General features: G+C 58.0%; 20 protein-coding genes and 2 tRNA genes. 19 read left to right on the top strand and 3 right to left on the bottom strand.

Annotated elements, in window-relative coordinates; translation table 11 throughout:
- Positions 1–34 precede the first annotated feature (34 nt).
- Complete coding sequence (locus HKK53_RS16330; RefSeq protein ID WP_054050068.1) at positions 35–562, bottom strand: outer membrane protein assembly factor BamE; 528 nt, start codon at positions 560–562, stop codon at positions 35–37.
- 97 nt (positions 563–659) lie between these two features.
- On the opposite strand from HKK53_RS16330, the gene fur reads away from it, so the two are divergent.
- On the top strand, positions 660–1,064 hold the full coding sequence (gene fur / locus HKK53_RS16325; protein WP_003197684.1) for a ferric iron uptake transcriptional regulator: 405 nt from the start codon (positions 660–662) through the stop codon (positions 1,062–1,064).
- A gap of 75 nt (positions 1,065–1,139) precedes the next feature.
- Here fur and recN read toward each other — a convergent pair whose 3' ends face one another.
- Complete coding sequence (gene recN, locus HKK53_RS16320; protein ID WP_169371663.1) at positions 1,140–2,813, bottom strand: DNA repair protein RecN; 1,674 nt, start codon at positions 2,811–2,813, stop codon at positions 1,140–1,142.
- A gap of 241 nt (positions 2,814–3,054) precedes the next feature.
- Here recN and grpE point away from each other — a divergent pair, with 241 nt between their 5' ends.
- The 8 genes from grpE to HKK53_RS16280 all read left to right on the top strand — a co-directional run bounded on the left by grpE (position 3,055) and on the right by HKK53_RS16280 (position 13,520).
- A complete protein-coding gene (grpE, locus tag HKK53_RS16315; RefSeq protein WP_123405130.1) occupies positions 3,055–3,621 on the top strand; it encodes a nucleotide exchange factor GrpE in 567 nt (188 codons plus the stop codon).
- A gap of 102 nt (positions 3,622–3,723) precedes the next feature.
- Complete coding sequence (gene dnaK, locus HKK53_RS16310) at positions 3,724–5,640, top strand: molecular chaperone DnaK (protein ID WP_169371662.1); 1,917 nt, start codon at positions 3,724–3,726, stop codon at positions 5,638–5,640.
- Positions 5,641–5,936: 296 nt separating this feature from the next.
- On the top strand, positions 5,937–7,061 hold the full coding sequence (dnaJ, locus tag HKK53_RS16305) for a molecular chaperone DnaJ (protein WP_169371661.1): 1,125 nt from the start codon (positions 5,937–5,939) through the stop codon (positions 7,059–7,061).
- Between the two features lie 9 nt (positions 7,062–7,070).
- A complete protein-coding gene (gene dapB / locus HKK53_RS16300) occupies positions 7,071–7,877 on the top strand; it encodes a 4-hydroxy-tetrahydrodipicolinate reductase (RefSeq protein ID WP_133838474.1) in 807 nt (268 codons plus the stop codon).
- 259 nt (positions 7,878–8,136) lie between these two features.
- Positions 8,137–9,273: a glutamine-hydrolyzing carbamoyl-phosphate synthase small subunit gene (carA, locus tag HKK53_RS16295; protein WP_169371660.1), complete on the top strand. Its 1,137-nt coding sequence runs from the start codon at positions 8,137–8,139 to the stop codon at positions 9,271–9,273.
- Positions 9,274–9,392: 119 nt separating this feature from the next.
- On the top strand, positions 9,393–12,614 hold the full coding sequence (carB, locus tag HKK53_RS16290; RefSeq protein WP_169371659.1) for a carbamoyl-phosphate synthase large subunit: 3,222 nt from the start codon (positions 9,393–9,395) through the stop codon (positions 12,612–12,614).
- A complete protein-coding gene (gene greA / locus HKK53_RS16285) occupies positions 12,611–13,087 on the top strand; it encodes a transcription elongation factor GreA (protein ID WP_054050053.1) in 477 nt (158 codons plus the stop codon). The genes carB and greA overlap by 4 nt, the downstream gene beginning before the upstream one ends.
- Before the next feature lie 28 nt (positions 13,088–13,115).
- Positions 13,116–13,520: an MFS transporter gene (locus tag HKK53_RS16280; protein WP_169374253.1), complete on the top strand. Its 405-nt coding sequence runs from the start codon at positions 13,116–13,118 to the stop codon at positions 13,518–13,520.
- A gap of 9 nt (positions 13,521–13,529) precedes the next feature.
- On the opposite strand, the gene HKK53_RS16275 is transcribed toward HKK53_RS16280, so the two are convergent.
- Complete coding sequence (locus HKK53_RS16275) at positions 13,530–13,838, bottom strand: YhbY family RNA-binding protein (protein ID WP_008005472.1); 309 nt, start codon at positions 13,836–13,838, stop codon at positions 13,530–13,532.
- Positions 13,839–13,943: 105 nt separating this feature from the next.
- Here HKK53_RS16275 and rlmE point away from each other — a divergent pair, with 105 nt between their 5' ends.
- The 10 genes from rlmE to nusA all read left to right on the top strand — a co-directional run bounded on the left by rlmE (position 13,944) and on the right by nusA (position 22,520).
- A complete protein-coding gene (rlmE, locus tag HKK53_RS16270) occupies positions 13,944–14,573 on the top strand; it encodes a 23S rRNA (uridine(2552)-2'-O)-methyltransferase RlmE (protein ID WP_169371658.1) in 630 nt (209 codons plus the stop codon).
- A 202-nt stretch (positions 14,574–14,775) separates the two neighbouring features.
- Entirely contained in the window at positions 14,776–16,689 is a 1,914-nt protein-coding gene (gene ftsH / locus HKK53_RS16265; protein ID WP_054050044.1) for an ATP-dependent zinc metalloprotease FtsH, read from the top strand.
- 8 nt (positions 16,690–16,697) lie between these two features.
- A complete protein-coding gene (folP, locus tag HKK53_RS16260) occupies positions 16,698–17,549 on the top strand; it encodes a dihydropteroate synthase (RefSeq protein ID WP_169371656.1) in 852 nt (283 codons plus the stop codon).
- 16 nt (positions 17,550–17,565) lie between these two features.
- Positions 17,566–18,903: a phosphoglucosamine mutase gene (gene glmM / locus HKK53_RS16255; protein WP_169371655.1), complete on the top strand. Its 1,338-nt coding sequence runs from the start codon at positions 17,566–17,568 to the stop codon at positions 18,901–18,903.
- A gap of 66 nt (positions 18,904–18,969) precedes the next feature.
- On the top strand, positions 18,970–19,725 hold the full coding sequence (gene tpiA, locus HKK53_RS16250) for a triose-phosphate isomerase (RefSeq protein WP_169371654.1): 756 nt from the start codon (positions 18,970–18,972) through the stop codon (positions 19,723–19,725).
- Between the two features lie 4 nt (positions 19,726–19,729).
- A complete protein-coding gene (gene secG, locus HKK53_RS16245; RefSeq protein WP_017336473.1) occupies positions 19,730–20,113 on the top strand; it encodes a preprotein translocase subunit SecG in 384 nt (127 codons plus the stop codon).
- 22 nt (positions 20,114–20,135) lie between these two features.
- Positions 20,136–20,221, top strand: a tRNA-Leu gene (locus HKK53_RS16240).
- A gap of 96 nt (positions 20,222–20,317) precedes the next feature.
- Positions 20,318–20,394: transfer RNA gene (locus tag HKK53_RS16235), tRNA-Met, on the top strand.
- A 138-nt stretch (positions 20,395–20,532) separates the two neighbouring features.
- The gene (rimP, locus tag HKK53_RS16230; protein WP_166656037.1) at positions 20,533–20,991 is read left to right on the top strand and encodes a ribosome maturation factor RimP; all 459 of its coding nucleotides are present in this window, start codon (positions 20,533–20,535) and stop codon (positions 20,989–20,991) included.
- 47 nt (positions 20,992–21,038) lie between these two features.
- Positions 21,039–22,520 carry a transcription termination factor NusA gene (nusA, locus tag HKK53_RS16225; protein ID WP_008024459.1) on the top strand — a complete coding sequence of 494 codons (1,482 nt, stop codon included), beginning with the start codon at positions 21,039–21,041 and terminating at the stop codon, positions 22,518–22,520.
- Positions 22,521–22,538 lie beyond the last annotated feature (18 nt).

Genomic DNA, 22,538 nt, shown 5'->3' with positions numbered 1-22,538 from the left:
CCCGGACATGCCGGGTTTTTTATTGCGTCGCAAATTATTGCGGCGTGGTGTCCAGCGGTTCCGGACTTGGGACTGGAACGGTTTCTACACCGTCTACGTCCTTCTGGATCTGGTCCAGCAACGAACCTGGTTTCACCGGTTTTTCCGGTTTTGGCTTCTCGGTGTTTTCCGCAGGAGCGGTCACGGTAGTGCCGGGTTCCTTGCCGAGAATGGCTTCGTCGCGGCTCACGCCAGGCATAAAATCGCCCGACAGGCTGACAAGCTGGTCATTAGGGTTGAAGATAACGCTTATGCGTTCCTGTTGGCGTTCACCACCACCCGGTTGCAGGCTATACAGGTAATCCCAGCGATCGGCATGGAACGTGTCGGTCAGCAGAGGGTTGCCCATGATAAACCGTACTTGCCGACGGGTCATTCCCGGGCGTAACTGGTCTATCATGTCCTGCGTGACGACATTGCCCTGCTGGATGTCGATTTTGTAAACCCCGGGGAATGAACAACCGGCGAGTGCGAGCAGTCCCACGAAGGTGAAACTGGTTAGCAAGAGCTTGGTGTTTTGCATCGGTGGGCGACTTCCACTATCTTGGCTGGGACAACGTAAACGCCGATCATACCCGCATTAAGAGAAGCTGCGAAGCAGCATCGCGAGAAAGCTGACCATGGTTGAAAATAGCGAACTACGAAAAGCCGGCCTCAAAGTGACCCTGCCACGGGTCAAAATTCTGCAAATGCTCGATTCCGCCGAGCAACGCCACATGAGTGCCGAGGATGTCTACAAGGCGCTGATGGAGGCTGGTGAGGACGTCGGTCTGGCCACGGTTTACCGTGTACTGACTCAGTTCGAGGCAGCTGGCCTTGTGGTGCGACACAACTTCGACGGCGGTCACGCGGTCTTCGAACTGGACGACGGCAAGCATCACGACCATATGGTCAACGTCGAAACCAGTGAAGTGATCGAATTCTTCGACGAAGAAATCGAGCGTCTTCAGAAGGCGATCGTCGATAAGTATGGTTTCGAGATGGTGGATCACAATCTCGTGCTGTACGTACGCAAGAAAAAGTAAGCATGTCGCGCGAACAGGATGTTCGCGAAACGAGCGAAGGCGACCCCAGGGTCGCCTTCGTGCTTTCTGCCGCGCTTAAATTTTCGCGGTGATGACCATTTTCTTCGCGTGAGCCAGGGATTCTTTCGTCAGATCGATACCCCCCAGCATGCGCGCGACTTCTTCGACGCGATGGGTTTTGCTCAGCTTGGACACCGCCGTATGGGTGGCATCCTCGCCGCGCACCTTGTGCACGAATAGATGCTGGTGACCCTGAGCCGCCACTTGCGGCAGGTGAGTGACCGTCAAGACTTGTCCACGCTCCCCGAGCCGGCGCAGCAACTGGCCGACGATCTCGGCTGTCGGGCCGCCGATACCCACGTCCACTTCGTCGAACACCAGGGTTGGAACCCGGGAGGTCTGTGCGGTGATGACCTGGATGGCCAGACTGATGCGTGACAGCTCGCCACCGGAAGCCACTTTCGCCAGGGCCTTCATCGGCTGCCCCGGGTTGGCACTGACCAGCAGTTCTACCTGTTCAAGCCCATTGGGCAGCAATTCGTTGCTGGTATTGGGGCGCAACTCGATGGTGAAGCGCCCGCCGGGCATGCCCAGACGCTGGATTTCCTGTTCCACGGCGCTGGCCAGGCTGCCTGAGGCTTGATGACGCAGGTCGCTCAAGTCTCGCGCCTTCTCTTGATAATGACGGGCATAGGACGCCAGTTCATCGCTCAGGCGTTCGATGGATTCGTCATTGGCATTCAGGGTTTCGATTTCATCCAGTAGCTTTTGCTGCATCTCGGCGACTTCGGTTGGCTGGATGCGATGTTTGCGCGCCAGGGTGTAGATCGCGTCGAGGCGTTCTTCCAGGTATTGCAGGCGCGCCGGGTCGGCGTCGAAGTTGTCGAGGAAGCGGTTCAGTTCACCGACGGCTTCTTCTACTTGAATCTGCGCGCTGGTCAGCAGGCTGCTGGCCTCGCCCAGGGCGCCAATCGAATTGTTCACGCTCGACAAGCGATTGAGGCTGGCGGTCAGTGCGTTCAGCACATTGCCGGAATCACTTTCGCTGCATTGCTCGACTACTTGACGGCAGATGCCCAGCAGGGTTTCGGCGTTGGTCAGGTTTTTGTGTTCCTGCTCCAGTTGCTCCAGTTCGTTTTCACCGAGGCCGAGGTTTTCCAGCTCTTCGAGTTGATAGCTGAGCAATTGATGGCGAGCGCGCTGCTCATCGCCGGAATTGGACAGGCGTTCCAGCTCCTGGCGGGTCTGGCGCCAGCGTTGGGCTGCAAGTTGAACCTGTCGGGCAAGATCGGTGGCGCCGGCGTACTCGTCGAGCAGGCGGCGGTGGGTGTCGGTCTTGAGCAGGGATTGGTGTTCATGCTGGCTGTGGATATCGATCAGCAATTCGCCCAAAGCCTTGAGATCGCCAAGCGGGCAGGGCGTGCCGTTGATGTAGCCGCGTGAACGACCTTCAGCGGTGATCACCCGGCGCAGGATGCATGGGCCGTCGCTTTCCAGGTCGCGTTCGGCGAGCCAGGTACTGGCTTCCGGGATGTCGATCAGGTCGAAAGTTGCAAGGATATCGGCCTTGTCAGCGCCGGGGCGAACCACGCCGCTGTCGGCACGATCACCCAGGGTCAGGCCCAGAGCGTCGAGCATGATCGACTTGCCGGCACCGGTTTCCCCTGTGATCACGCTCATCCCGCGATCGAGTTCGAGATCGAGATGTTCAACGATGGCGTAGTTGTGTACGGACAGATGCACCAGCATAAAGGCCGCTCCCAGGCTTTAGGTCTGGTTATTTATACAGTGTTTTATTTGCAGCTGACAATGCCCTGTCTTAGCTCGATTTGCTTGATCCGACGAAATCGTTAGCGCATCAGGGAATGACAATGCAGCGCTTTTTGTAGGGTTAATCAATGCAAACCCCTTGAAGCTGAATTTTGCGGCCCCATATAGCTGGGCAGAAGCGCGAGTTGAGCTCGCGGACGATATTGAAAGGAGAAATTCTATGGCTGACGAACAGACAGTGGATACGCAAAATCTCGACGCCGATCAGGCCGCCCAGGATTCGGGTGATGAACTGGCGGCGCGTGTACAAGTGCTCGAAGAGCAATTGGCTGGCGCTCATGATCAGGCTTTGCGTGTAGCGGCTGATCTGCAGAACGTCCGCCGTCGCGCCGAGCAGGATGTCGAAAAGGCTCACAAATTCGCGCTGGAAAAATTCGCCGGCGACCTGCTGCCGATCATCGACAGCCTGGAGCGTGGCCTGGAGTTGTCCAATCCGGATGACGAAAGCATCCGCCCAATGCGCGAAGGCATCGAACTGACCCTGAAAATGTTCCAGGACACCCTGAAGCGTTATCAGTTGGAAGCGATCGATCCGCATGGCGAACCGTTCAACGCCGTTCATCACCAGGCGATGGCCATGCAAGAAAGCGCCGATGTCGAGCCGAACAGCGTGCTCAAGGTGTTCCAGAAGGGCTACCAACTCAACGGTCGCCTGCTGCGCCCGGCCATGGTCGTGGTCAGCAAGGCACCTTCGCCGGTTTCGCCTTCGATTGATGAGCAGGCTTGAAATTAGCCGCAAGGCCCCCATTTAGAAGTCAAGCGTTTAAGTGCTACCGCAGTCAGCCACCACTGCTGCGGCAACCAAATCCAAAGTTTCGGGAGAGTTAACATGGGCAAAATTATCGGTATCGACCTGGGGACTACCAACTCCTGCGTCTCCGTGCTGGAAAACGGCGTAGCCAAAGTTATTGAAAACGCTGAAGGCGCGCGTACCACGCCGTCGATCATCGCGTATGCCAACGACGGTGAAATCCTCGTTGGCCAGTCGGCCAAGCGTCAGGCTGTGACCAATCCGCATAACACCCTTTACGCGGTGAAGCGTCTGATCGGTCGTAAGTTCGATGAAGAAGTCGTACAGAAAGACATCAAGATGGTCCCGTACAAAATCGCCAAGGCTGACAACGGCGACGCATGGGTTGAAGTGAACGGCCAGAAAATGTCGCCGCCACAGATCTCGGCTGAAATCCTGAAGAAAATGAAGAAAACCGCCGAAGACTACCTCGGCGAACCAGTGACCGAAGCGGTGATCACCGTTCCGGCCTACTTCAACGACAGCCAGCGCCAGGCGACCAAAGACGCCGGCCGCATCGCGGGTCTGGACGTTAAACGTATCATCAACGAACCAACCGCAGCCGCTCTGGCTTACGGTATGGACAAGGCGAAAGGCGATCACACCGTGATCGTTTACGACTTGGGCGGCGGTACTTTCGACGTTTCCGTGATCGAAATCGCTGAAGTCGATGGTGAGCACCAGTTCGAAGTATTGGCCACCAACGGCGATACGTTCCTGGGCGGTGAAGACTTTGACATTCGTCTGATCGACTACCTCGTCGACGAATTCAAGAAAGAAAGCGGCATGAACCTCAAAGGTGACCCGCTGGCCATGCAGCGCCTGAAAGAAGCCGCTGAAAAAGCCAAGATCGAACTGTCTTCGAGCAATTCGACCGACGTGAACCTGCCGTACATCACTGCAGACGCCACCGGCCCTAAGCACTTGAACGTGAAAATCTCCCGCGCCAAGCTCGAAGCGCTGGTAGAAGACCTGGTTCAACGCACCATCGAACCTTGCCGCATCGCTCTGAAAGACTCCGGTATCGACGTTGGCGCGATCAACGACGTGATCCTGGTCGGCGGTCAGACCCGTATGCCACTGGTTCAGAAGCTGGTCACCGAGTTCTTCGGTAAAGAAGCTCGTAAAGACGTGAACCCGGACGAAGCGGTTGCCATGGGTGCTGCCATCCAGGGCGCGGTATTGGCCGGCGACGTGAAAGACGTTCTGCTGCTGGACGTCAGCCCGCTGACGCTGGGTATCGAAACCATGGGCGGCGTGATGACCGCGCTGATCGAGAAAAACACCACGATTCCTACCAAGAAATCGCAAGTGTTCTCGACTGCCGACGACAACCAGGGCGCTGTGACTATTCACGTGCTGCAAGGTGAGCGTAAGCAAGCGGCCCAGAACAAGTCCCTGGGCAAGTTCGACCTGGCCGAGATTCCACCAGCACCACGTGGCGTGCCACAAATCGAAGTGACCTTCGACATCGACGCCAACGGCATCCTGCACGTAGGCGCCAAAGACAAGGCCACCGGCAAGACTCAGTCGATCGTGATCAAGGCCAACTCCGGTCTGTCCGAGGAAGAGATTCAGCAGATGATTCGCGATGCTGAAGCCAACGTCGACGCAGATCGCCAGTTCGAAGAACTGGCCGCTGCCCGTAACCAGGGCGATGCACTGGTTCACTCGACACGCAAAATGGTCGCTGACGCTGGCGACAAAGTGAGCGCTGAAGAGAAGACTGCAATCGAAGCGGCGGTAGTTGCCCTGGAAGCCGCCGTCAAAGGCGACGACAAGGCTGCAATCGACGCCAAGGTTGAAGAGCTGTCGAAAGTCTCCGCGCCAGTGGCTCAGAAAATGTACGCCGAACAGGCTCAGCCAGCTGAAGGCGCAGCACCGCAAGACGAAAAGGCTGAAAAGGCTGACGACGTTGTTGATGCTGAGTTCGAAGAAGTCAAAGACCACAAGTAAGTTGTTGGTCGGCCGGTTGACTGCCTTTGGGCGGTGACTGGTAGGATGTCGCCGCGCGGGAGCTTGCTCCCGCGTTGGCGTGTCTGGAGTTAGCGAATTTTTACAGCATGCGACAACGTTCGGATGCTGGTGGTATGGCCGGGAATGCTCCTGCTTTTCGCGCCGAAAGTACCGCAATGAACAAAGACCAGGATCGTTGAATTGACGTGAGTTGGGTCCGGGCCTGTATTGGGGCTCAACGAGTTTGGCGAAGCTCAGGAGGGATTTGCCGAACGTCCTTAAGAGTGCAAAGACTTATGGCAAAGCGTGACTATTACGAAGTATTGGGTGTTGAGCGCGGCTCAAGCGAAGCAGACCTGAAAAAGGCCTACCGTCGCCTGGCGATGAAGCATCACCCGGACCGTAATCCAGACAACAAAGAGTCTGAAGACCTGTTCAAAGAGGCTAACGAAGCTTACGAGTGCCTGTGCGATCCCAATAAGCGCGCGGCCTATGATCAATACGGTCATGCCGGTGTCGACCCAAGCATGGGTGGCGGCGGTGCCGGTTTTGGCGGTCAGAACTTCTCCGACATCTTTGGCGATGTCTTCAGTGACTTCTTCGGTGGTGGTCGCGGCGGTTCCCGTGGCGGCGCTCAGCGCGGCAGCGACCTGCGCTACACCCTGGAGCTGAACCTGGAAGAAGCGGTGCGCGGCACGACCGTGAATATCCGCGTTCCGACCTTGGTCAACTGCAAGCCGTGCGACGGTTCGGGTGCCAAGAAAGGTTCCTCGCCGATCACCTGCCCAACCTGCGGCGGCATCGGTCAGGTTCGCATGCAGCAAGGCTTCTTCTCGGTGCAGCAAACCTGCCCGCGTTGCCATGGCCAGGGCAAGATCATTTCCGATCCGTGCGATTCCTGCCACGGCGAAGGTCGTGTCGAAGAGTACAAAACCCTTTCCGTCAAAGTACCGGCCGGTGTCGATACCGGTGATCGCATTCGCCTGTCCGGTGAAGGCGAGGCAGGCGCCCAGGGTGGTCCGACCGGCGATCTGTATGTGGTGATCAACGTGCGCGAGCACGCGATCTTCCAGCGCGACGGCAAGCACCTGTTCTGCGAAGTGCCGATCAGCTTCGTCGATGCGGCATTGGGTGGCGAGCTGGAGATTCCGACCCTCGATGGTCGGGTCAAACTGAAAATCCCTGAAGGGACTCAGACCGGCAAGCAGTTCCGTGTTCGCGGCAAAGGCGTTGCGCCGGTGCGTGGTGGCGGTGCTGGCGACCTGATGTGCCGCGTGGCAGTGGAGACCCCGGTCAACCTGGGTCGACGTCAGCGCGAACTGCTCGAAGAGTTCCGCAGTTCCCTGGCGGACGACAACAGCCATTCGCCGAAAACCACCGGTTGGTTCGAAGGCGTGAAGCGTTTCTTCGGCGATTTGTAAGGAGTGAGCATGCGACGTATTGCGGTGATGGGCGCTGCCGGGCGCATGGGCAAGATCCTGGTCGAAGCGGTGCAGCAACGCGCGCCACTGACCGGCCTGACGGCAGCCATCGTGCGCCCTGGCAGCACGCTGATTGGCGTGGATGCGGGGGAGCTGGCCTCGTTGGGGCGGATCGGCGTGCCGCTGTCCGGTCATGTGGAGGCGGTGGCTGAAGAGTTCGATGTGTTGATCGACTTTACGCTGCCGGAAGTCATGCTGAAAAACCTGGCGTTCTGTCGTAAGGCGGGCAAAGCCATGGTCATCGGTACCACCGGGCTGGATGCGGCGCAGAAGCAGTTGTTGGCCGAGGCGGGAAAGGATATTCCGATCGTGTTCGCGGCTAACTTCAGTGTGGGGGTGAACCTGTCATTGAAGCTGCTCGATATGGCGGCTCGTGTGCTGGGCGATGAGGCGGATATCGAAATCATCGAAGCGCATCATCGCCACAAGATCGATGCGCCTTCCGGCACGGCGCTGCGCATGGGTGAAGTCATCGCCAGTGCTTTGGATCGTGATCTGCAGAAGGTTGCGGTTTACGGTCGTGAAGGCCATACCGGTGCCCGCGAGCGAGAAACCATCGGCTTCGCCACTGTCCGTGGTGGTGATGTGGTGGGTGATCATACGGTGCTGTTCGCCTGCGAAGGCGAGCGCCTGGAGATCACGCACAAGGCATCAAGTCGCATGACCTTCGCCAAGGGCGCGGTGCGAGCTGCATTGTGGCTGGATGGGCGTGAGCCTGGTCTCTACGACATGCAAGACGTGCTCGACCTGCGTTAAGATGCGCCCGAAATCGGGTTCAAACATTGCGTTTGAGCCCGGTTTTACTCCGCCAAGCGACGTCCTGTCGCATTCTCCGGCCTTTAAGGCTCATTGGCGGTAGACCAAAAAACCCTTTTTCTGTAAGCTACAGCTTTAGTGTGTCCACTAAAAGCGCGCAGAATAATTCGGTGAAGAAGCGGGGTGACGTGTCCATACGTCACTCCGCTTTTTTACAACCTGCGATCGCCCTTTCAGGCTTTATTTACGGGAGGTCTTCTTGACTAAGCCAGCCATACTCGCCCTTGCTGATGGCAGCATTTTTCGCGGCGAAGCCATTGGAGCCGACGGTCAGACCGTTGGAGAGGTGGTGTTCAACACCGCCATGACCGGCTATCAGGAAATCCTTACCGATCCTTCCTACGCCCAACAGATCGTTACCCTGACTTACCCGCACATCGGCAACACCGGCACCACGCCGGAAGATGCCGAGTCCGACCGCGTCTGGTCCGCTGGCCTGGTCATCCGTGACCTGCCACTGGTTGCGAGCAACTGGCGTAACACGATGTCCCTGTCCGATTACCTGAAAGCCAACAACGTTGTGGCAATCGCCGGTATCGACACTCGCCGCCTGACACGCATCCTGCGTGAGAAAGGCGCGCAGAACGGCTGCATCATGGCCGGCGACAACATCTCCGAAGAGGCCGCCATCGCCGCTGCCCAGGGTTTCCCTGGCCTCAAGGGCATGGACCTGGCGAAAGTCGTCAGCACCAAAGAGAAGTATGAGTGGCGCTCGACTGTCTGGGACTTGAAAACCGACAGCCACGCGACCATCGACGCCTCCGATTTGCCGTATCACGTGGTTGCCTACGACTACGGCGTCAAGCTGAACATCCTGCGCATGCTGGTCGAACGCGGTTGCCGCGTGACCGTGGTGCCAGCCCAGACCCCAGCCGCTGACGTTCTGGCGCTGAAGCCGGACGGCGTGTTCCTGTCCAACGGCCCTGGTGATCCGGAGCCTTGCGACTACGCGATCCAGGCGATCAAGGACGTGCTCGAAACCGAGATTCCGGTGTTCGGCATCTGCCTCGGTCACCAACTGCTGGCCCTGGCCTCCGGCGCCAAGACTCTGAAAATGGGTCACGGCCACCACGGCGCCAACCACCCGGTCCAGGATTTGGACACCGGTGTTGTGATGATCACCAGCCAGAACCACGGTTTTGCGGTAGACGAAACGACCCTGCCAGCCAACGTCCGGGCGATCCACAAATCGCTGTTCGACGGCACCCTGCAAGGGATCGAACGTACCGACAAGAGCGCCTTCAGCTTCCAGGGTCACCCTGAAGCCAGCCCTGGCCCGAACGACGTAGCGCCTCTGTTTGATCGCTTCATCAACGAAATGGCCAAGCGACGCTAATCGCTGGCACTGATGCAGCAAAGCTTGAGGGTGGTCCCGGCTACCGGCGACCCCCTCAAGGCTTCAAAGATTGAACTAGACGGCTTGCCGACTGACCTGCGGATTTGAGTGACAAACCCATGCCAAAACGTACAGACATAAAAAGCATCCTGATTCTCGGCGCTGGCCCGATCGTTATCGGCCAGGCTTGCGAATTCGACTACTCCGGCGCCCAGGCCTGCAAAGCCCTGCGCGAGGAGGGTTACCGCGTCATCCTGGTGAACTCCAACCCAGCGACCATCATGACCGACCCGGACATGGCCGACGCCACGTACATCGAGCCGATCAAGTGGCAGACCGTTGCCAAGATCATCGAGAAAGAGCGTCCGGACGCGCTGCTGCCGACCATGGGTGGCCAGACCGCTCTGAACTGCGCACTGGACCTGGAGCGCGAAGGCGTTCTGGAGAAGTTCGGCGTAGAGATGATCGGCGCCAACGCTGACACCATCGATAAGGCTGAAGACCGTTCGCGCTTCGACAAGGCGATGAAATCCATCGGCCTGGACTGCCCGCGCTCGGGTATCGCCCACAGCATGGAAGAGGCCAACGCGGTACTCGAGAAGCTGGGCTTCCCGTGCATCATCCGTCCGTCCTTCACCATGGGCGGCACTGGCGGCGGTATCGCTTACAACCGCGAAGAGTTCGAAGAAATCTGCGCCCGTGGTCTGGACCTGTCGCCGACCAAAGAGCTGCTGATCGACGAATCCCTGATCGGCTGGAAAGAGTACGAGATGGAGGTTGTCCGCGATAAGAAGGACAACTGCATCATCGTCTGCTCCATCGAAAACTTCGACCCGATGGGCGTGCACACCGGTGACTCGATCACTGTTGCGCCAGCACAGACCCTGACGGACAAGGAATACCAGATCATGCGTAACGCCTCCCTGGCGGTACTGCGTGAAATCGGCGTGGAAACCGGCGGCTCCAACGTCCAGTTCGGCATTTGCCCGGACACTGGCCGTATGGTCGTGATCGAGATGAACCCGCGTGTATCCCGCTCTTCGGCACTGGCCTCGAAAGCCACTGGTTTCCCGATCGCGCGTATCGCTGCCAAGCTGGCGATCGGCTACACCCTGGACGAGTTGCAGAACGAAATCACCGGCGGCGCTACGCCTGCGTCCTTTGAGCCGTCGATCGACTACGTCGTCACCAAGCTGCCACGCTTCGCCTTCGAAAAATTCCCGAAAGCCGACGCACGCCTGACCACGCAAATGAAGTCGGTCGGTGAAGTCATGGCCATCGGCCGGACGTTCCAGGAATCCCTGCAGAAAGCCCTTCGCGGCCTGGAAGTGGGCGTTTGCGGCCTGGACGAGAAGCTCGACCTGAGCAACCCGGAAAGCATGAGCGTGCTCAAGCGCGAACTGACCGTGCCGGGCGCCGAGCGTATCTGGTACGTGGCTGACGCCTTCCGTGCCGGCTTGTCGGTCGAAGACATCTTCGGCATGAACATGATCGATCCGTGGTTCCTGGTGCAGATCGAAGATCTGATCAAGGAAGAAGAGAAGGTCAAGACCCTGGGTCTGGCCAGCATCGACCGCGACATGATGTTCAAGCTCAAGCGCAAGGGCTTCTCCGACATGCGTCTGGCCAAGCTGTTGGGCGTGACCGAGAAAAACCTGCGTCGCCACCGTCACAAGCTGGAAATCTTCCCGGTCTACAAGCGCGTTGACACCTGCGCGGCCGAGTTCGCCACCGACACCGCCTACATGTACTCGACTTACGAGGAAGAGTGCGAAGCCGCCCCGTCGGGCCGCGACAAGATCATGATCCTCGGCGGCGGTCCAAACCGTATCGGCCAAGGCATCGAGTTCGACTACTGCTGCGTACACGCGGCACTGGCGCTGCGCGAAGACGGGTACGAGACCATCATGGTCAACTGCAACCCGGAAACCGTATCCACTGATTACGACACTTCCGACCGCCTGTACTTCGAACCAGTGACCTTGGAAGACGTGCTGGAAATCTGCCGCGTCGAGAAGCCAAAAGGCGTGATCGTCCAGTACGGCGGCCAGACCCCGCTGAAACTGGCGCGTGCCCTTGAAGAGGCTGGCGTACCGATCATCGGCACCAGCCCTGACGCCATCGACCGTGCCGAAGACCGTGAGCGCTTCCAGCAAATGGTTGAGCGCCTGAACCTGCGTCAGCCGCCAAACGCCACCGTGCGCAGCGAAGATGAAGCGATTCGTGCTGCAAGCAAGATCGGTTACCCGCTGGTGGTTCGTCCGTCCTACGTACTGGGCGGCCGCGCGATGGAAATCGTCTACGAAGAAGAAGAGCTGAAGCGCTATCTGCGTGACGCGGTGAAAGTGTCCAACGACAGCCCGGTGCTGCTCGACCACTTCCTCAACTGCGCCATCGAAATGGACGTGGATGCAGTTTGCGACGGTACTGACGTGGTGATCGGCGCGATCATGCAGCACATCGAGCAGGCCGGCGTTCACTCCGGTGACTCCGCGTGCTCTCTGCCGCCGTACTCGCTGCCTGGGCACATCCAGGACGAGATGCGCGAACAGGTCAAGAAAATGGCCCTGGAGCTGGGCGTTGTCGGCCTGATGAACGTGCAGTTGGCGCTGCAAGGCGAAGACATCTACGTCATCGAAGTCAACCCGCGGGCTTCCCGTACCGTGCCGTTCGTTTCCAAGTGCATCGGTGTTTCCCTGGCGATGATCGCGGCTCGCGTGATGGCTGGTAAAACCTTGAAAGAAATTGGCTTCACCAAGGAAATCATCCCGAACTTCTACAGCGTGAAAGAGGCGGTGTTCCCATTCGCCAAATTCCCTGGTGTGGACCCGATCCTGGGCCCAGAGATGAAGTCCACCGGTGAAGTGATGGGCGTGGGTGACACCTTCGGCGAAGCCTTTGCCAAGGCCCAGATGGGCGCCAGCGAAGTGCTGCCGACCGGCGGTACTGCGTTCATCAGCGTGCGTGACGACGATAAGCCACTGGTTGCAGGCGTGGCGCGTGATCTGATCAACTTGGGCTTCGAAGTGGTTGCCACTGCCGGTACTGCCAAGCTGATCGAAGCCGCAGGCCTGAAAGTGCGTCGTGTGAACAAGGTGACCGAAGGTCGTCCGCACGTGGTCGACATGATCAAGAATGACGAAGTCACCCTGATCATCAACACCACCGAAGGTCGCCAGTCGATCGCTGATTCCTACTCCATTCGTCGTAATGCCTTGCAGCATAAAATCTACTGCACCACTACCATTGCTGCTGGCGAAGCTATCTGCGAAGCGTTGAAGTTCGGTCCCGAGAAGACCGTGCGCCGCTTGCAGGACCTACACGCAGGATTGAAGGCATGATCAAATACCCAATGACCGTCCAGGGCGCCAAAGCCCTGGAAGAAGAGCACGCTCACCTGACCAAGGTCGTCCGTCCGAAGCTCAGCCAGGACATCGGCACCGCCCGTGAGTTGGGTGACCTGAAGGAAAACGCCGAATACCACGCTGCTCGCGAGCAGCAGGGCATGGTCGAGGCGCGGATCCGTGACATCGAAGGCCGCATGCAGAACGCGGTGATCATCGACGTCACGACCATTCCTCACACCGGTAAAGTGATTTTCGGCACCACCGTTGAAATCGCCAACGTCGAAACCGACGAAACCGTCACTTACCACATCGTGGGTGAGGATGAGGCTGACTTCAAACTGGGCAAGATCTCGGTGGGTTCGCCTCTGGCTCGCGCCTTGATCGCCAAGGAAGAGGGTGACGTGGTTGCCGTGAAAACGCCGAGTGGCGTTATCGAGTACGAGATTGTCGAAGTCCGCCACATCTGAAGGAAGGCGCCCGCTGCGTGCGGGCGCCATGCTTTGGCAGTTGACTCAGATGTTGTGGGTCGGCGGCTTGTGGTTGTTGCACATCGGTCTGCTGCCGGTGCTGGGCAGGATTGGCCTGGCACCGCTGCTGATCGACGAAATTACGGACATGATTGATGCGCTGATGGTGGGTTTCGCCACAGCGTGTGTGATTTTTCAGGCTTTGGTGCTGGTTCAGGCCGAGGGCCTTGCCAGTCTATGGCGGGATATTCGCGGGCAACTGCTACTGATGGCGCTGTATGCGTGTGCGATGTTCTTCATCGTTCGCTTCGGCTGGCCGGAGGCGGTGCGCTGGGAAACGTTCAGCTATCTTGTTCTGGGGTTTTCCGGGCTGGTGCTGGTGTTGCAGCCGGTGCCTGGATGGAGTGGCAGGGTGCGCGAAGCACACCCTTGACCCTTGCCATCACTTGAAGCGATGGACGTTCGACAGCTGCTTGTTGACGCTGAAGTTCTTGCGGTAAATCAGTGCCATCTTGCCGATGACCTGAACCAGGTCCGCTTTGCCGACCTTGCACAGTTCTGCAATGTTCGCCAGGCGCGACTCGCGATCGAGGATGTTGAGCTTGATTTTAATCAGCTCGTGATCCGCCAGCGCGCGTTCAAGTTCGGCTAACACACCTTCAGTCAAACCGTTGTCAGCCACAGTCAAAACTGGTTTCAAATGGTGGCCAATGGATTTGTACTGTTTCTTCTGCTCTTGAGTGAGCGGCATAATCTGACCCCTGCGTCTGATCTTGTAAAAAGCGGCGGCCAGTTTACCCGAGCGAGTCCGGGACCGCCCAGTTAATCACGACCCGTTTTATTTTCGAGGTGGCCCGTGGCCCGTTCCAAGACAAGCCTTAAGTGGCTGCAAAGACATGTCAATGATCCGTATGTGAAACAGGCGCAGAAGGATGGTTACCGCTCGCGTGCGAGTTACAAGCTTCTGGAAGTCCAGGAGAAATACAAACTGATCCGTCCAGGTATGAGTGTTGTCGACCTGGGAGCGGCGCCCGGCGGCTGGTCGCAGGTCACTAGTCGGCTGATCGGTGGTCAGGGGCGTCTGATCGCATCGGACATCCTGGAAATGGACAGCATTCCGGACGTGACTTTCATTCAGGGGGACTTCACCCGGGACGACGTGCTCGCTCAGATCCTTGAAGCCGTTGGTAATTCACAGGTGGACCTTGTGATTTCCGATATGGCCCCCAATATGAGTGGTACGCCTGAGGTGGACATGCCGAAAGCCATGTTTCTATGTGAGCTGGCTCTTGATCTGGCGGCTCGGATACTCAAGCCGGGTGGTAACTTCGTGATCAAGGTGTTTCAGGGCGAAGGGTTTGATGCTTACGTGAAGGACGCTCGTCGGAAATTCGACAAGGTCCAGATGATCAAGCCGGACTCTTCCCGTGGCAGTTCCCGCGAGCAATACATGCTGGCTTGGGGCTACCGCGGCCGTAGTGAGTAAATCGAGGTTTTTTAGCGGGTCGATAGGATTTTCGTATTTCGCCCCGTGAGCATTAGCGAATATTGTGTAGAAAGTGTTTCACAAAGGGTTACAGACGGCGCCTGCCAGAGTCGTAGGTAATGTAGTAAGTTAGGCCGGTGAATATCATGCGAAGCGCGCGCCAGTAGCGGAGCTTGCTTCAGAGGGTAGTTAATTGAACGATATGGCAAAGAATCTGATCCTGTGGTTGATCATCGCGGCTGTCCTGGTGACGGTGATGAACAACTTCTCCAGCCCTAACGAGCCGCAGACCCTCAACTATTCCGACTTCATCCAGCAGGTCAAGGATGGCAAGGTCGAGCGCGTAGCCGTTGACGGTTATGTCATTACCGGCAAGCGCAACGATGGCGACAGCTTCAAGACCATTCGTCCGGCAATCCAGGACAATGGCCTGATCGGCGATCTCGTGGACAACCACGTCGTGGTCGAAGGCAAGCAGCCTGAACAGCAAAGCATCTGGACTCAACTCCTGGTCGCAAGCTTCCCGATCCTGGTGATCATCGCCGTGTTCATGTTCTTCATGCGGCAGATGCAGGGCGGTGCGGGCGGCAAGGGCGGACCGATGAGCTTCGGCAAGAGCAAAGCGCGCCTGCTCTCCGAAGATCAGGTAAAAACCACCCTGGGTGACGTTGCCGGTTGCGACGAAGCCAAGGAAGAGGTCGGCGAGTTGGTCGAGTTCCTGCGCGATCCTGGCAAGTTCCAGCGTCTGGGCGGCCGTATTCCTCGCGGTGTGCTGATGGTCGGTCCTCCGGGTACCGGTAAAACCTTGCTGGCCAAGGCGATTGCTGGCGAAGCCAAGGTGCCGTTCTTCACCATCTCCGGTTCCGATTTCGTCGAAATGTTCGTCGGTGTCGGTGCAAGCCGTGTTCGCGACATGTTCGAACAAGCCAAGAAGCACGCGCCGTGCATCATCTTCATCGATGAAATCGACGCCGTCGGTCGCCACCGTGGCGCCGGCATGGGCGGCGGTCACGATGAGCGCGAGCAGACGCTCAACCAGTTGCTGGTTGAAATGGACGGCTTCGAAATGAATGACGGCATTATCGTCATTGCCGCCACCAACCGTCCGGACGTCCTCGACCCTGCGTTGCTGCGTCCAGGCCGTTTCGACCGTCAGGTTGTAGTCGGCTTGCCGGACATCCGTGGTCGTGAGCAGATTCTCAAGGTCCACATGCGCAAAGTGCCAATGGGCGACGACGTCGCTCCGGCCGTGATCGCTCGTGGTACTCCTGGTTTCTCCGGTGCTGACCTGGCCAACCTGGTGAACGAAGCGTCGTTGTTCGCTGCCCGTACCGGCAAGCGCATCGTCGAGATGAAAGAATTCGAACTGGCCAAAGACAAGATCATGATGGGCGCCGAGCGCAAATCGATGGTCATGTCCGAGAAAGAGAAGCAGAACACCGCTTACCACGAGGCAGGCCACGCTATCGTCGGTCGCGTCGTGCCTGAGCATGATCCGGTCTACAAGGTGTCGATCATTCCGCGCGGTCGTGCGCTGGGTGTGACCATGTTCCTGCCGGAAGAAGATCGCTACAGCCTGTCCAAGCGTGCACTGATCAGCCAGATCTGCTCGCTGTACGGCGGCCGTATTGCTGAAGAGATGACCCTGGGCTTTGACGGCGTTACTACCGGCGCCTCCAACGACATCATGCGTGCCAGCCAGATTGCACGGAATATGGTGACCAAGTGGGGTCTGTCGGAAAAACTCGGTCCGTTGATGTATGCCGAAGAAGAGGGTGAAGTGTTCCTCGGTCGCGGCGGTGGCGGTCAGAGCGCAAGCTTCTCCGGTGAGACAGCCAAGCTGATCGACTCTGAAGTGCGCAGCATCATTGACCAGTGCTACGGCACGGCCAAGCAGATCCTTACCGATAACCGTGACAAGCTCGACGCCATGGCTGATGCCTTGATGAAATACGAGACGATCGATGCCGATCAGATCGACGACATCATGGCCGGCCGTACGCCTCGCGAGCCACGCGATTGGTCGGGTGGTGGTGCTGGTACCTCCGGAACACCTCCGGTGGCGCAGGATCCGCGTCCGGAAACACCGATCGGCGGTCCGGCTGCTGACGTTTAAGGTTTGAAATGACTTCTGTTCAGTCCCTGACCCGGTTGCCTTGCGGCAACCGGGTTCTTGATTTGGCCCATACGCATGTCATGGGCATTCTCAATGTCACTCCCGATTCCTTTTCCGATGGCGGCCGATACAGCCAGCTCGATGCGGCACTGCGCCACGCCGAAGCGATGGTGCTGGCGGGCGCGACGCTGATCGATGTTGGCGGCGAGTCGACCCGGCCAGGCGCCAGGGCGGTTTCGCCGCTTGAGGAGCTTGAGCGTGTTGCGCCGATTGTCGAGCGCATCAATAACGAGCTGGATGTGATTATTTCTGTTGATACTTCTACGCCAGCAGTCATGCGCGAAACCGCGCGACTGGGGGCGGGGTTGATCAATGACGTGCGCGCCTTGCGGCGTGACGGAGCCCTGGATGCGGCGGCGGCCACCGGTCTTCCGGTGTGCCTGATGCACATGCTCGGCGAGCCGGGCGATATGCAGGACAATCCGCATTATCGGGACGTGACGAAAGAGGTTGGCGAGTTTCTCGCCGAGCGCATGGCGCAATGTGCGTCAGTAGGGATCCCGGCCGAGCAGATCATTCTTGATCCGGGTTTCGGTTTCGCGAAAAAGCTGCAGCACAATCTAAGCTTGTTCAAACATATGGAGGCCCTGCATGCCTTGGGGCGGCCCCTGCTGGTCGGGGTTTCGCGAAAGAGCATGATTGGTCTGGCGTTGAATCGTCCGGTCGGAGAGCGCCTTTATGGCGGCCTGGCACTTGCTGCCCTGGCTTCGGTCAAGGGCGCGCGTATATTGCGCGTCCATGATGTGGCCGAAACAGTCGATGTGGTGCGAATGATCGCCGCAGTAGAATCAGCCGAATAAGAATGATGGAGCACTTATGACTAGGAAATACTTTGGTACCGACGGCATTCGTGGTCGGGTCGGGCAATATCCGATTACTCCAGACTTCATGCTCAAGCTTGGCTGGGCGGCCGGCATGGCGTTTCGCAAAATGGGGGCCTGCAAGGTACTGGTAGGCAAGGACACGCGTATCTCCGGGTACATGTTCGAGTCGGCGCTGGAGGCCGGGCTGACGTCGGCCGGCGCTGACGTGATGCTGTTGGGGCCGATGCCGACGCCGGCCATCGCCTACCTGACGCGCACGTTCCATGCCGAAGCCGGCATCGTGATCAGTGCTTCGCACAATCCTCACGATGACAATGGCATCAAGTTTTTCTCCGGCCAGGGCACCAAGCTTCCCGACGAAGTCGAGCTGATGATCGAGGAATTGCTCGATACCCCGATGACCGTGGTTGAGTCGAGCAAGATCGGCAAAGTGTCGCGCATTAACGACGCCTCGGGTCGTTACATTGAATTCTGCAAAAGCAGCGTCCCTACCGGCACCAGCTTCGCGGGGCTGAAGATCGTGATCGACTGCGCCCATGGTGCGGTCTACAAAGTGGCACCTAGCGTGTTCCGTGAGCTGGGTGCCGATGTTGTCGTGCTCTCTGCTCAGCCGAACGGGCTGAACATCAACGATAATTGCGGTTCGACCCATATGGGGCAGTTACAAGCTGCCGTGTTGGCTGAGCATGCTGACCTCGGTATTGCCTTTGACGGCGATGGCGATCGGGTGCTGATGGTCGATCACACTGGCACTATCGTCGACGGTGACGAGCTGTTGTTCATCATTGCCCGTGATCTGCACGAGCGTGGCAAGTTGCAGGGCGGCGTGGTTGGCACGTTGATGAGTAACCTGGGGCTGGAGCTGGCCCTGGCAGATCTGGCGATTCCTTTCGTCCGCGCCAATGTTGGTGACCGCTATGTGATCGCAGACCTGTTGGAGCGCAACTGGCTGGTCGGTGGCGAGAACTCCGGGCATATCGTCTGCTTCAACCACACCACCACCGGTGATGCAATCATCGCTGCGTTGCAGGTGCTGATGGCGCTGAAGACTCGCTCCGAAGGGCTGGCTCAGGCCCGCCAGGCGCTGCGTAAGTGTCCGCAGGTGCTGATCAACGTGCGTTTCGGTGGTGGTGCAAGCCCTCTGGATCATCCGTCGGTTGTAGAGGCCAGTGAGCGCGTCACCCAAGCCATGGCGGGTCGAGGGCGCGTGCTGTTGCGCAAGTCCGGGACGGAGCCGCTGGTGCGGGTCATGGTCGAAGGCGAGGACGAAACACTGGTTCGGGGTTATGCCGAAGAGCTGGCAAAACTGGTTACTGAAGTTTCTGCCTGAATTCGGCTTGCCAGCCATGATTGTGTTGGGTAACATCTGCGCCCACTTTGACCGACGAGGTACAGCATGCGTCGCCCTATGGTAGCTGGTAACTGGAAGATGCACGGTACCCGCGCCAGCGTCGCTGAGCTGATCAAGGGCCTGGGTAACCTGGTCTTGCCGAGCGGTGTTGATGTAGCGGTATTCCCGTCTTTCTTGCATGTCAATCAAGTGATTGATGGTCTGGAAGGCAAGTCGATCAAGGTCGGCGCGCAGAACGCTGCGGTGGAATCCAAACAAGGTGCGTTGACCGGTGAAGTTGCGCCGAGTCAGCTGGCTGAAGAAGGTTGCTCGCTGGTGCTCGTGGGCCACTCCGAACGTCGCCAGATCATCGGCGAGAGTGATGAAATACTCATTCGCAAGTTCGCAGCAGCGCAGGCATGTGGCTTGATTCCGGTGTTGTGCATAGGGGAAACCCTTGAGCAGCGCGAAGCCGGTAAAACGCTTGAGGTTGTTGGGCATCAGCTGGGCAGCGTCATCGAGAAGCTGGGTGTCGATGTTTTTGCAAAGGCAGTAATCGCTTACGAGCCGGTCTGGGCCATTGGCACTGGGCTGACTGCTTCGCCGCAACAGGCGCAGGATGTGCATGCAGCCATTCGCGCTCAGTTGGCGGCAAAGAATTCTGAGGTCGCACAAGGTGTGCGGCTTCTATACGGCGGCAGCGTGAAGGCGGCCAATGCGGTCGAACTGTTCGGCATGCCGGATATCGATGGGGGGCTCATTGGTGGAGCTTCCCTGAATGCAGATGAGTTCGGTGCGATCTGTCGCGCCGCGGGAAACTGAAAAAATGCTGGAAACAGTCGTAGTCGTTTTTCATCTGCTGGGTGCATTGGGCGTAGTTGCTCTGGTATTGCTGCAGCAGGGTAAAGGTGCGGATGCTGGCGCGTCTTTCGGAGCAGGTGCTTCAAATACTGTGTTCGGAAGCCAAGGTTCCTCTACCTTTCTTAGTAAGTTTACTGCTATACTTGCCGCAGGTTTCTTCATAACCAGCTTAGGGTTAGGTTACTTTGCTAAAGAGAAAGCTCACCAGCTGACTCAAGTAGGTTTGCCAAACCCGGCAGTGTTGGAAGTTCCAAAGCAACAGCCGGCTTCTGATGATGTACCGGTGCTTCAAGAGCAAAAGTCGGCTACTCCAGCGACTGACGTGCCTCCAGCTCAAGAGCAAAAGTAAGAAGGGTTTCAAACGTAGTATTGCCGAGGTGGTGGAATTGGTAGACACGCAACCTTGAGGTGGTTGTGCCCATAGGGTGTAGGGGTTCGAGTCCCCTTCTCGGTACCAATTATCAGGAGAGCCCGCTGTTGCGGGCTTTCTTGTAGGTGGAAGGTTACATTGACCCTGTCAGGGATCGGTCGTATACTTCCGCCCCAGCTTTGTCGCGGGGTGGAGCAGTCTGGTAGCTCGTCGGGCTCATAACCCGAAGGTCGTCGGTTCAAATCCGGCCCCCGCAACCAGTTTAAGGAGCCCCTTTTAAGGGGCTTTTTGTTAGCTGGACACTTTCAACGCCGCTGTTCGACGGCGTTTCAAGGATGGGCGTTTCGCCCATTTTTTTATTTTGCATAGCATGCACATACATGCACGAGGGGGTTCAGGTGTCGAGCAAGCTAGAAGAGTTGCAGGCCTTGCTGGCCCCGGTGGTCGTGGCCCTAGGCTATGAATGCTGGGGTATTGAGTTTTCGGCTCAAGGTCGCCACTCAATGTTGCGCGTTTATATCGATAAAGAAGGCGGCGTGCTGGTGGACGATTGTGCCATCGTCAGCCGCCAGATCAGCGGTGTTCTGGATGTTGAAGATCCGATCACCGTTGAGTACACCCTTGAAGTTTCCTCGCCTGGCATGGAACGCCCACTGTTCACTCTTGAGCAGTTTGCAAAATTTGCCGGTGAACAAGTGAAGATCAAGCTGCGCTCGCCTTTCGAAGGCCGACGCAACTTTCAGGGCCTTCTGCGCGGTGTAGAAGAGCAGGACGTCGTGGTGCAGGTAGAAGATCATGAGTTCCTGTTGCCGATCGATATGGTCGACAAGGCCAACATTATTCCCAGTTTTGACTGAGACGCGGATCCCGCGGATCCAATGGCTTGCGAAAGGCGAGGCGTACGATGAGCAAAGAAGTACTGCTGGTTGTTGAGTCGGTATCCAATGAAAAGGGCGTACCGGCAAACGTAATTTTTGAAGCGCTGGAGCTGGCTCTGGCCACTGCTACCAAGAAACGCTTCGAGGACGAAGTCGATCTGCGTGTGGAAATCAATCGCCACACCGGTGCTTACGAGACATTCCGTCGCTGGACGGTCGTCGAAGAAGCAGACCTGGACGATCCGGCCATCGAAACCTGGCCAAGCAAGGTTGCAGAAACGCATCCTGGTGCCCAGGTTGGTGATGTAGTCGAAGAAAAGATCGAATCCATCGAGTTCGGCCGTATCGCTGCACAGACTGCCAAGCAAGTCATCGTGCAGAAAGTTCGTGAAGCCGAGCGCGCACAGGTTGTTGACGCTTATCGCGAGCGCCTGGGTGAAATCATCTCCGGCACCGTGAAGAAAGTGACTCGCGACAACGTGATCGTCGACCTGGGCAACAACGCTGAAGCGTTGCTGGCTCGTGAAGACATCATTTCTCGCGAAACCTTCCGGGTTGGCGTGCGCCTGCGTGCGCTGCTCAAGGAAATCCGCACCGAGAACCGCGGCCCGCAGCTGATCCTGTCGCGTACCGCGCCGGAAATGCTGATCGAGTTGTTCCGCATCGAAGTGCCGGAAATCGCTGAAGGCCTGATCGAAGTAATGGCTGCGTCCCGTGACCCGGGTTCGCGCGCCAAGATCGCGGTCCGCTCCAAGGACAAACGCATTGACCCGCAAGGCGCTTGCATCGGTATGCGCGGTTCGCGCGTCCAGGCAGTGTCGGGCGAGTTGGGTGGCGAGCGTGTCGACATCGTCCTGTGGGACGATAACCCGGCGCAGTTCGTGATCAATGCAATGTCGCCGGCTGAAGTGGCGGCAATTATCGTTGACGAAGATGCCCATGCAATGGACATCGCCGTTGGCGCAGACAATCTGGCTCAGGCCATCGGTCGCGGTGGTCAGAACGTGCGTCTGGCTAGCCAGTTGACTGGCTGGACCCTGAACGTGATGACCGAATCGGACATCCAGGCTAAGCAGCAAGCAGAAACCGGCGACATCCTGCGCAACTTCATCGACGAGCTGGAAGTCGACGAGGACCTGGCACAGGTGCTGGTAGATGAAGGCTTCACCAGCCTGGAAGAGATTGCCTACGTACCGTTGGAAGAAATGCTCAACATCGACGGCTTTGACGAAGAAACCGTCAACGAGCTTCGCGCTCGCGCCAAGGATCGTTTGTTGACCAAAGCCATCGCTACTGAGGAAAAGCTGGCAGACGCCCATCCGGCCGAAGACCTGCTCTCGCTTGAGGGTATGGACAAGGATTTGGCGATGGAACTGGCGGTGCGCGGCGTAATTACCCGCGAAGACCTGGCCGAGCAGTCTATTGACGACCTGCTCGACATCGACGGCATTGACGATGATCGTGCCGGCAAGTTGATCATGGCCGCCCGAGCCCACTGGTTCGAGTAATTAGGCGCGGCCTGAGGA

This window comes from Pseudomonas sp. ADAK7, from assembly GCF_012935675.1.
GTDB lineage: Bacteria > Pseudomonadota > Gammaproteobacteria > Pseudomonadales > Pseudomonadaceae > Aquipseudomonas.
The sequence above is the reverse complement of the archived record's forward strand: the minus strand, read 5'-3'. Positions and strand labels throughout refer to the sequence as shown.

What these genes read in the sequence shown, in the direction of transcription:
- ftsH (WP_054050044.1), top strand. Translation starts at nt 14,776, where the DNA reads ATGGCAAAGAATCTGATCCTGTGGTTGATCATCGCGGCTGTCCTGGTG.
- glmM (WP_169371655.1), top strand. Translation starts at nt 17,566, where the DNA reads ATGACTAGGAAATACTTTGGTACCGACGGCATTCGTGGTCGGGTCGGG.
- dnaK (WP_169371662.1), top strand. Translation starts at nt 3,724, where the DNA reads ATGGGCAAAATTATCGGTATCGACCTGGGGACTACCAACTCCTGCGTC.
- fur (WP_003197684.1), top strand. Translation starts at nt 660, where the DNA reads ATGGTTGAAAATAGCGAACTACGAAAAGCCGGCCTCAAAGTGACCCTG.
- dapB (WP_133838474.1), top strand. Translation starts at nt 7,071, where the DNA reads ATGCGACGTATTGCGGTGATGGGCGCTGCCGGGCGCATGGGCAAGATC.
- nusA (WP_008024459.1), top strand. Translation starts at nt 21,039, where the DNA reads ATGAGCAAAGAAGTACTGCTGGTTGTTGAGTCGGTATCCAATGAAAAG.
- grpE (WP_123405130.1), top strand. Translation starts at nt 3,055, where the DNA reads ATGGCTGACGAACAGACAGTGGATACGCAAAATCTCGACGCCGATCAG.
- HKK53_RS16280 (WP_169374253.1), top strand. Translation starts at nt 13,116, where the DNA reads ATGCTTTGGCAGTTGACTCAGATGTTGTGGGTCGGCGGCTTGTGGTTG.
- dnaJ (WP_169371661.1), top strand. Translation starts at nt 5,937, where the DNA reads ATGGCAAAGCGTGACTATTACGAAGTATTGGGTGTTGAGCGCGGCTCA.
- secG (WP_017336473.1), top strand. Translation starts at nt 19,730, where the DNA reads ATGCTGGAAACAGTCGTAGTCGTTTTTCATCTGCTGGGTGCATTGGGC.
- carB (WP_169371659.1), top strand. Translation starts at nt 9,393, where the DNA reads ATGCCAAAACGTACAGACATAAAAAGCATCCTGATTCTCGGCGCTGGC.
- recN (WP_169371663.1), bottom strand. Translation starts at nt 2,813, where the DNA reads ATGCTGGTGCATCTGTCCGTACACAACTACGCCATCGTTGAACATCTC.
- tpiA (WP_169371654.1), top strand. Translation starts at nt 18,970, where the DNA reads ATGCGTCGCCCTATGGTAGCTGGTAACTGGAAGATGCACGGTACCCGC.
- HKK53_RS16275 (WP_008005472.1), bottom strand. Translation starts at nt 13,838, where the DNA reads ATGCCGCTCACTCAAGAGCAGAAGAAACAGTACAAATCCATTGGCCAC.
- HKK53_RS16330 (WP_054050068.1), bottom strand. Translation starts at nt 562, where the DNA reads ATGCAAAACACCAAGCTCTTGCTAACCAGTTTCACCTTCGTGGGACTG.
- greA (WP_054050053.1), top strand. Translation starts at nt 12,611, where the DNA reads ATGATCAAATACCCAATGACCGTCCAGGGCGCCAAAGCCCTGGAAGAA.
- folP (WP_169371656.1), top strand. Translation starts at nt 16,698, where the DNA reads ATGACTTCTGTTCAGTCCCTGACCCGGTTGCCTTGCGGCAACCGGGTT.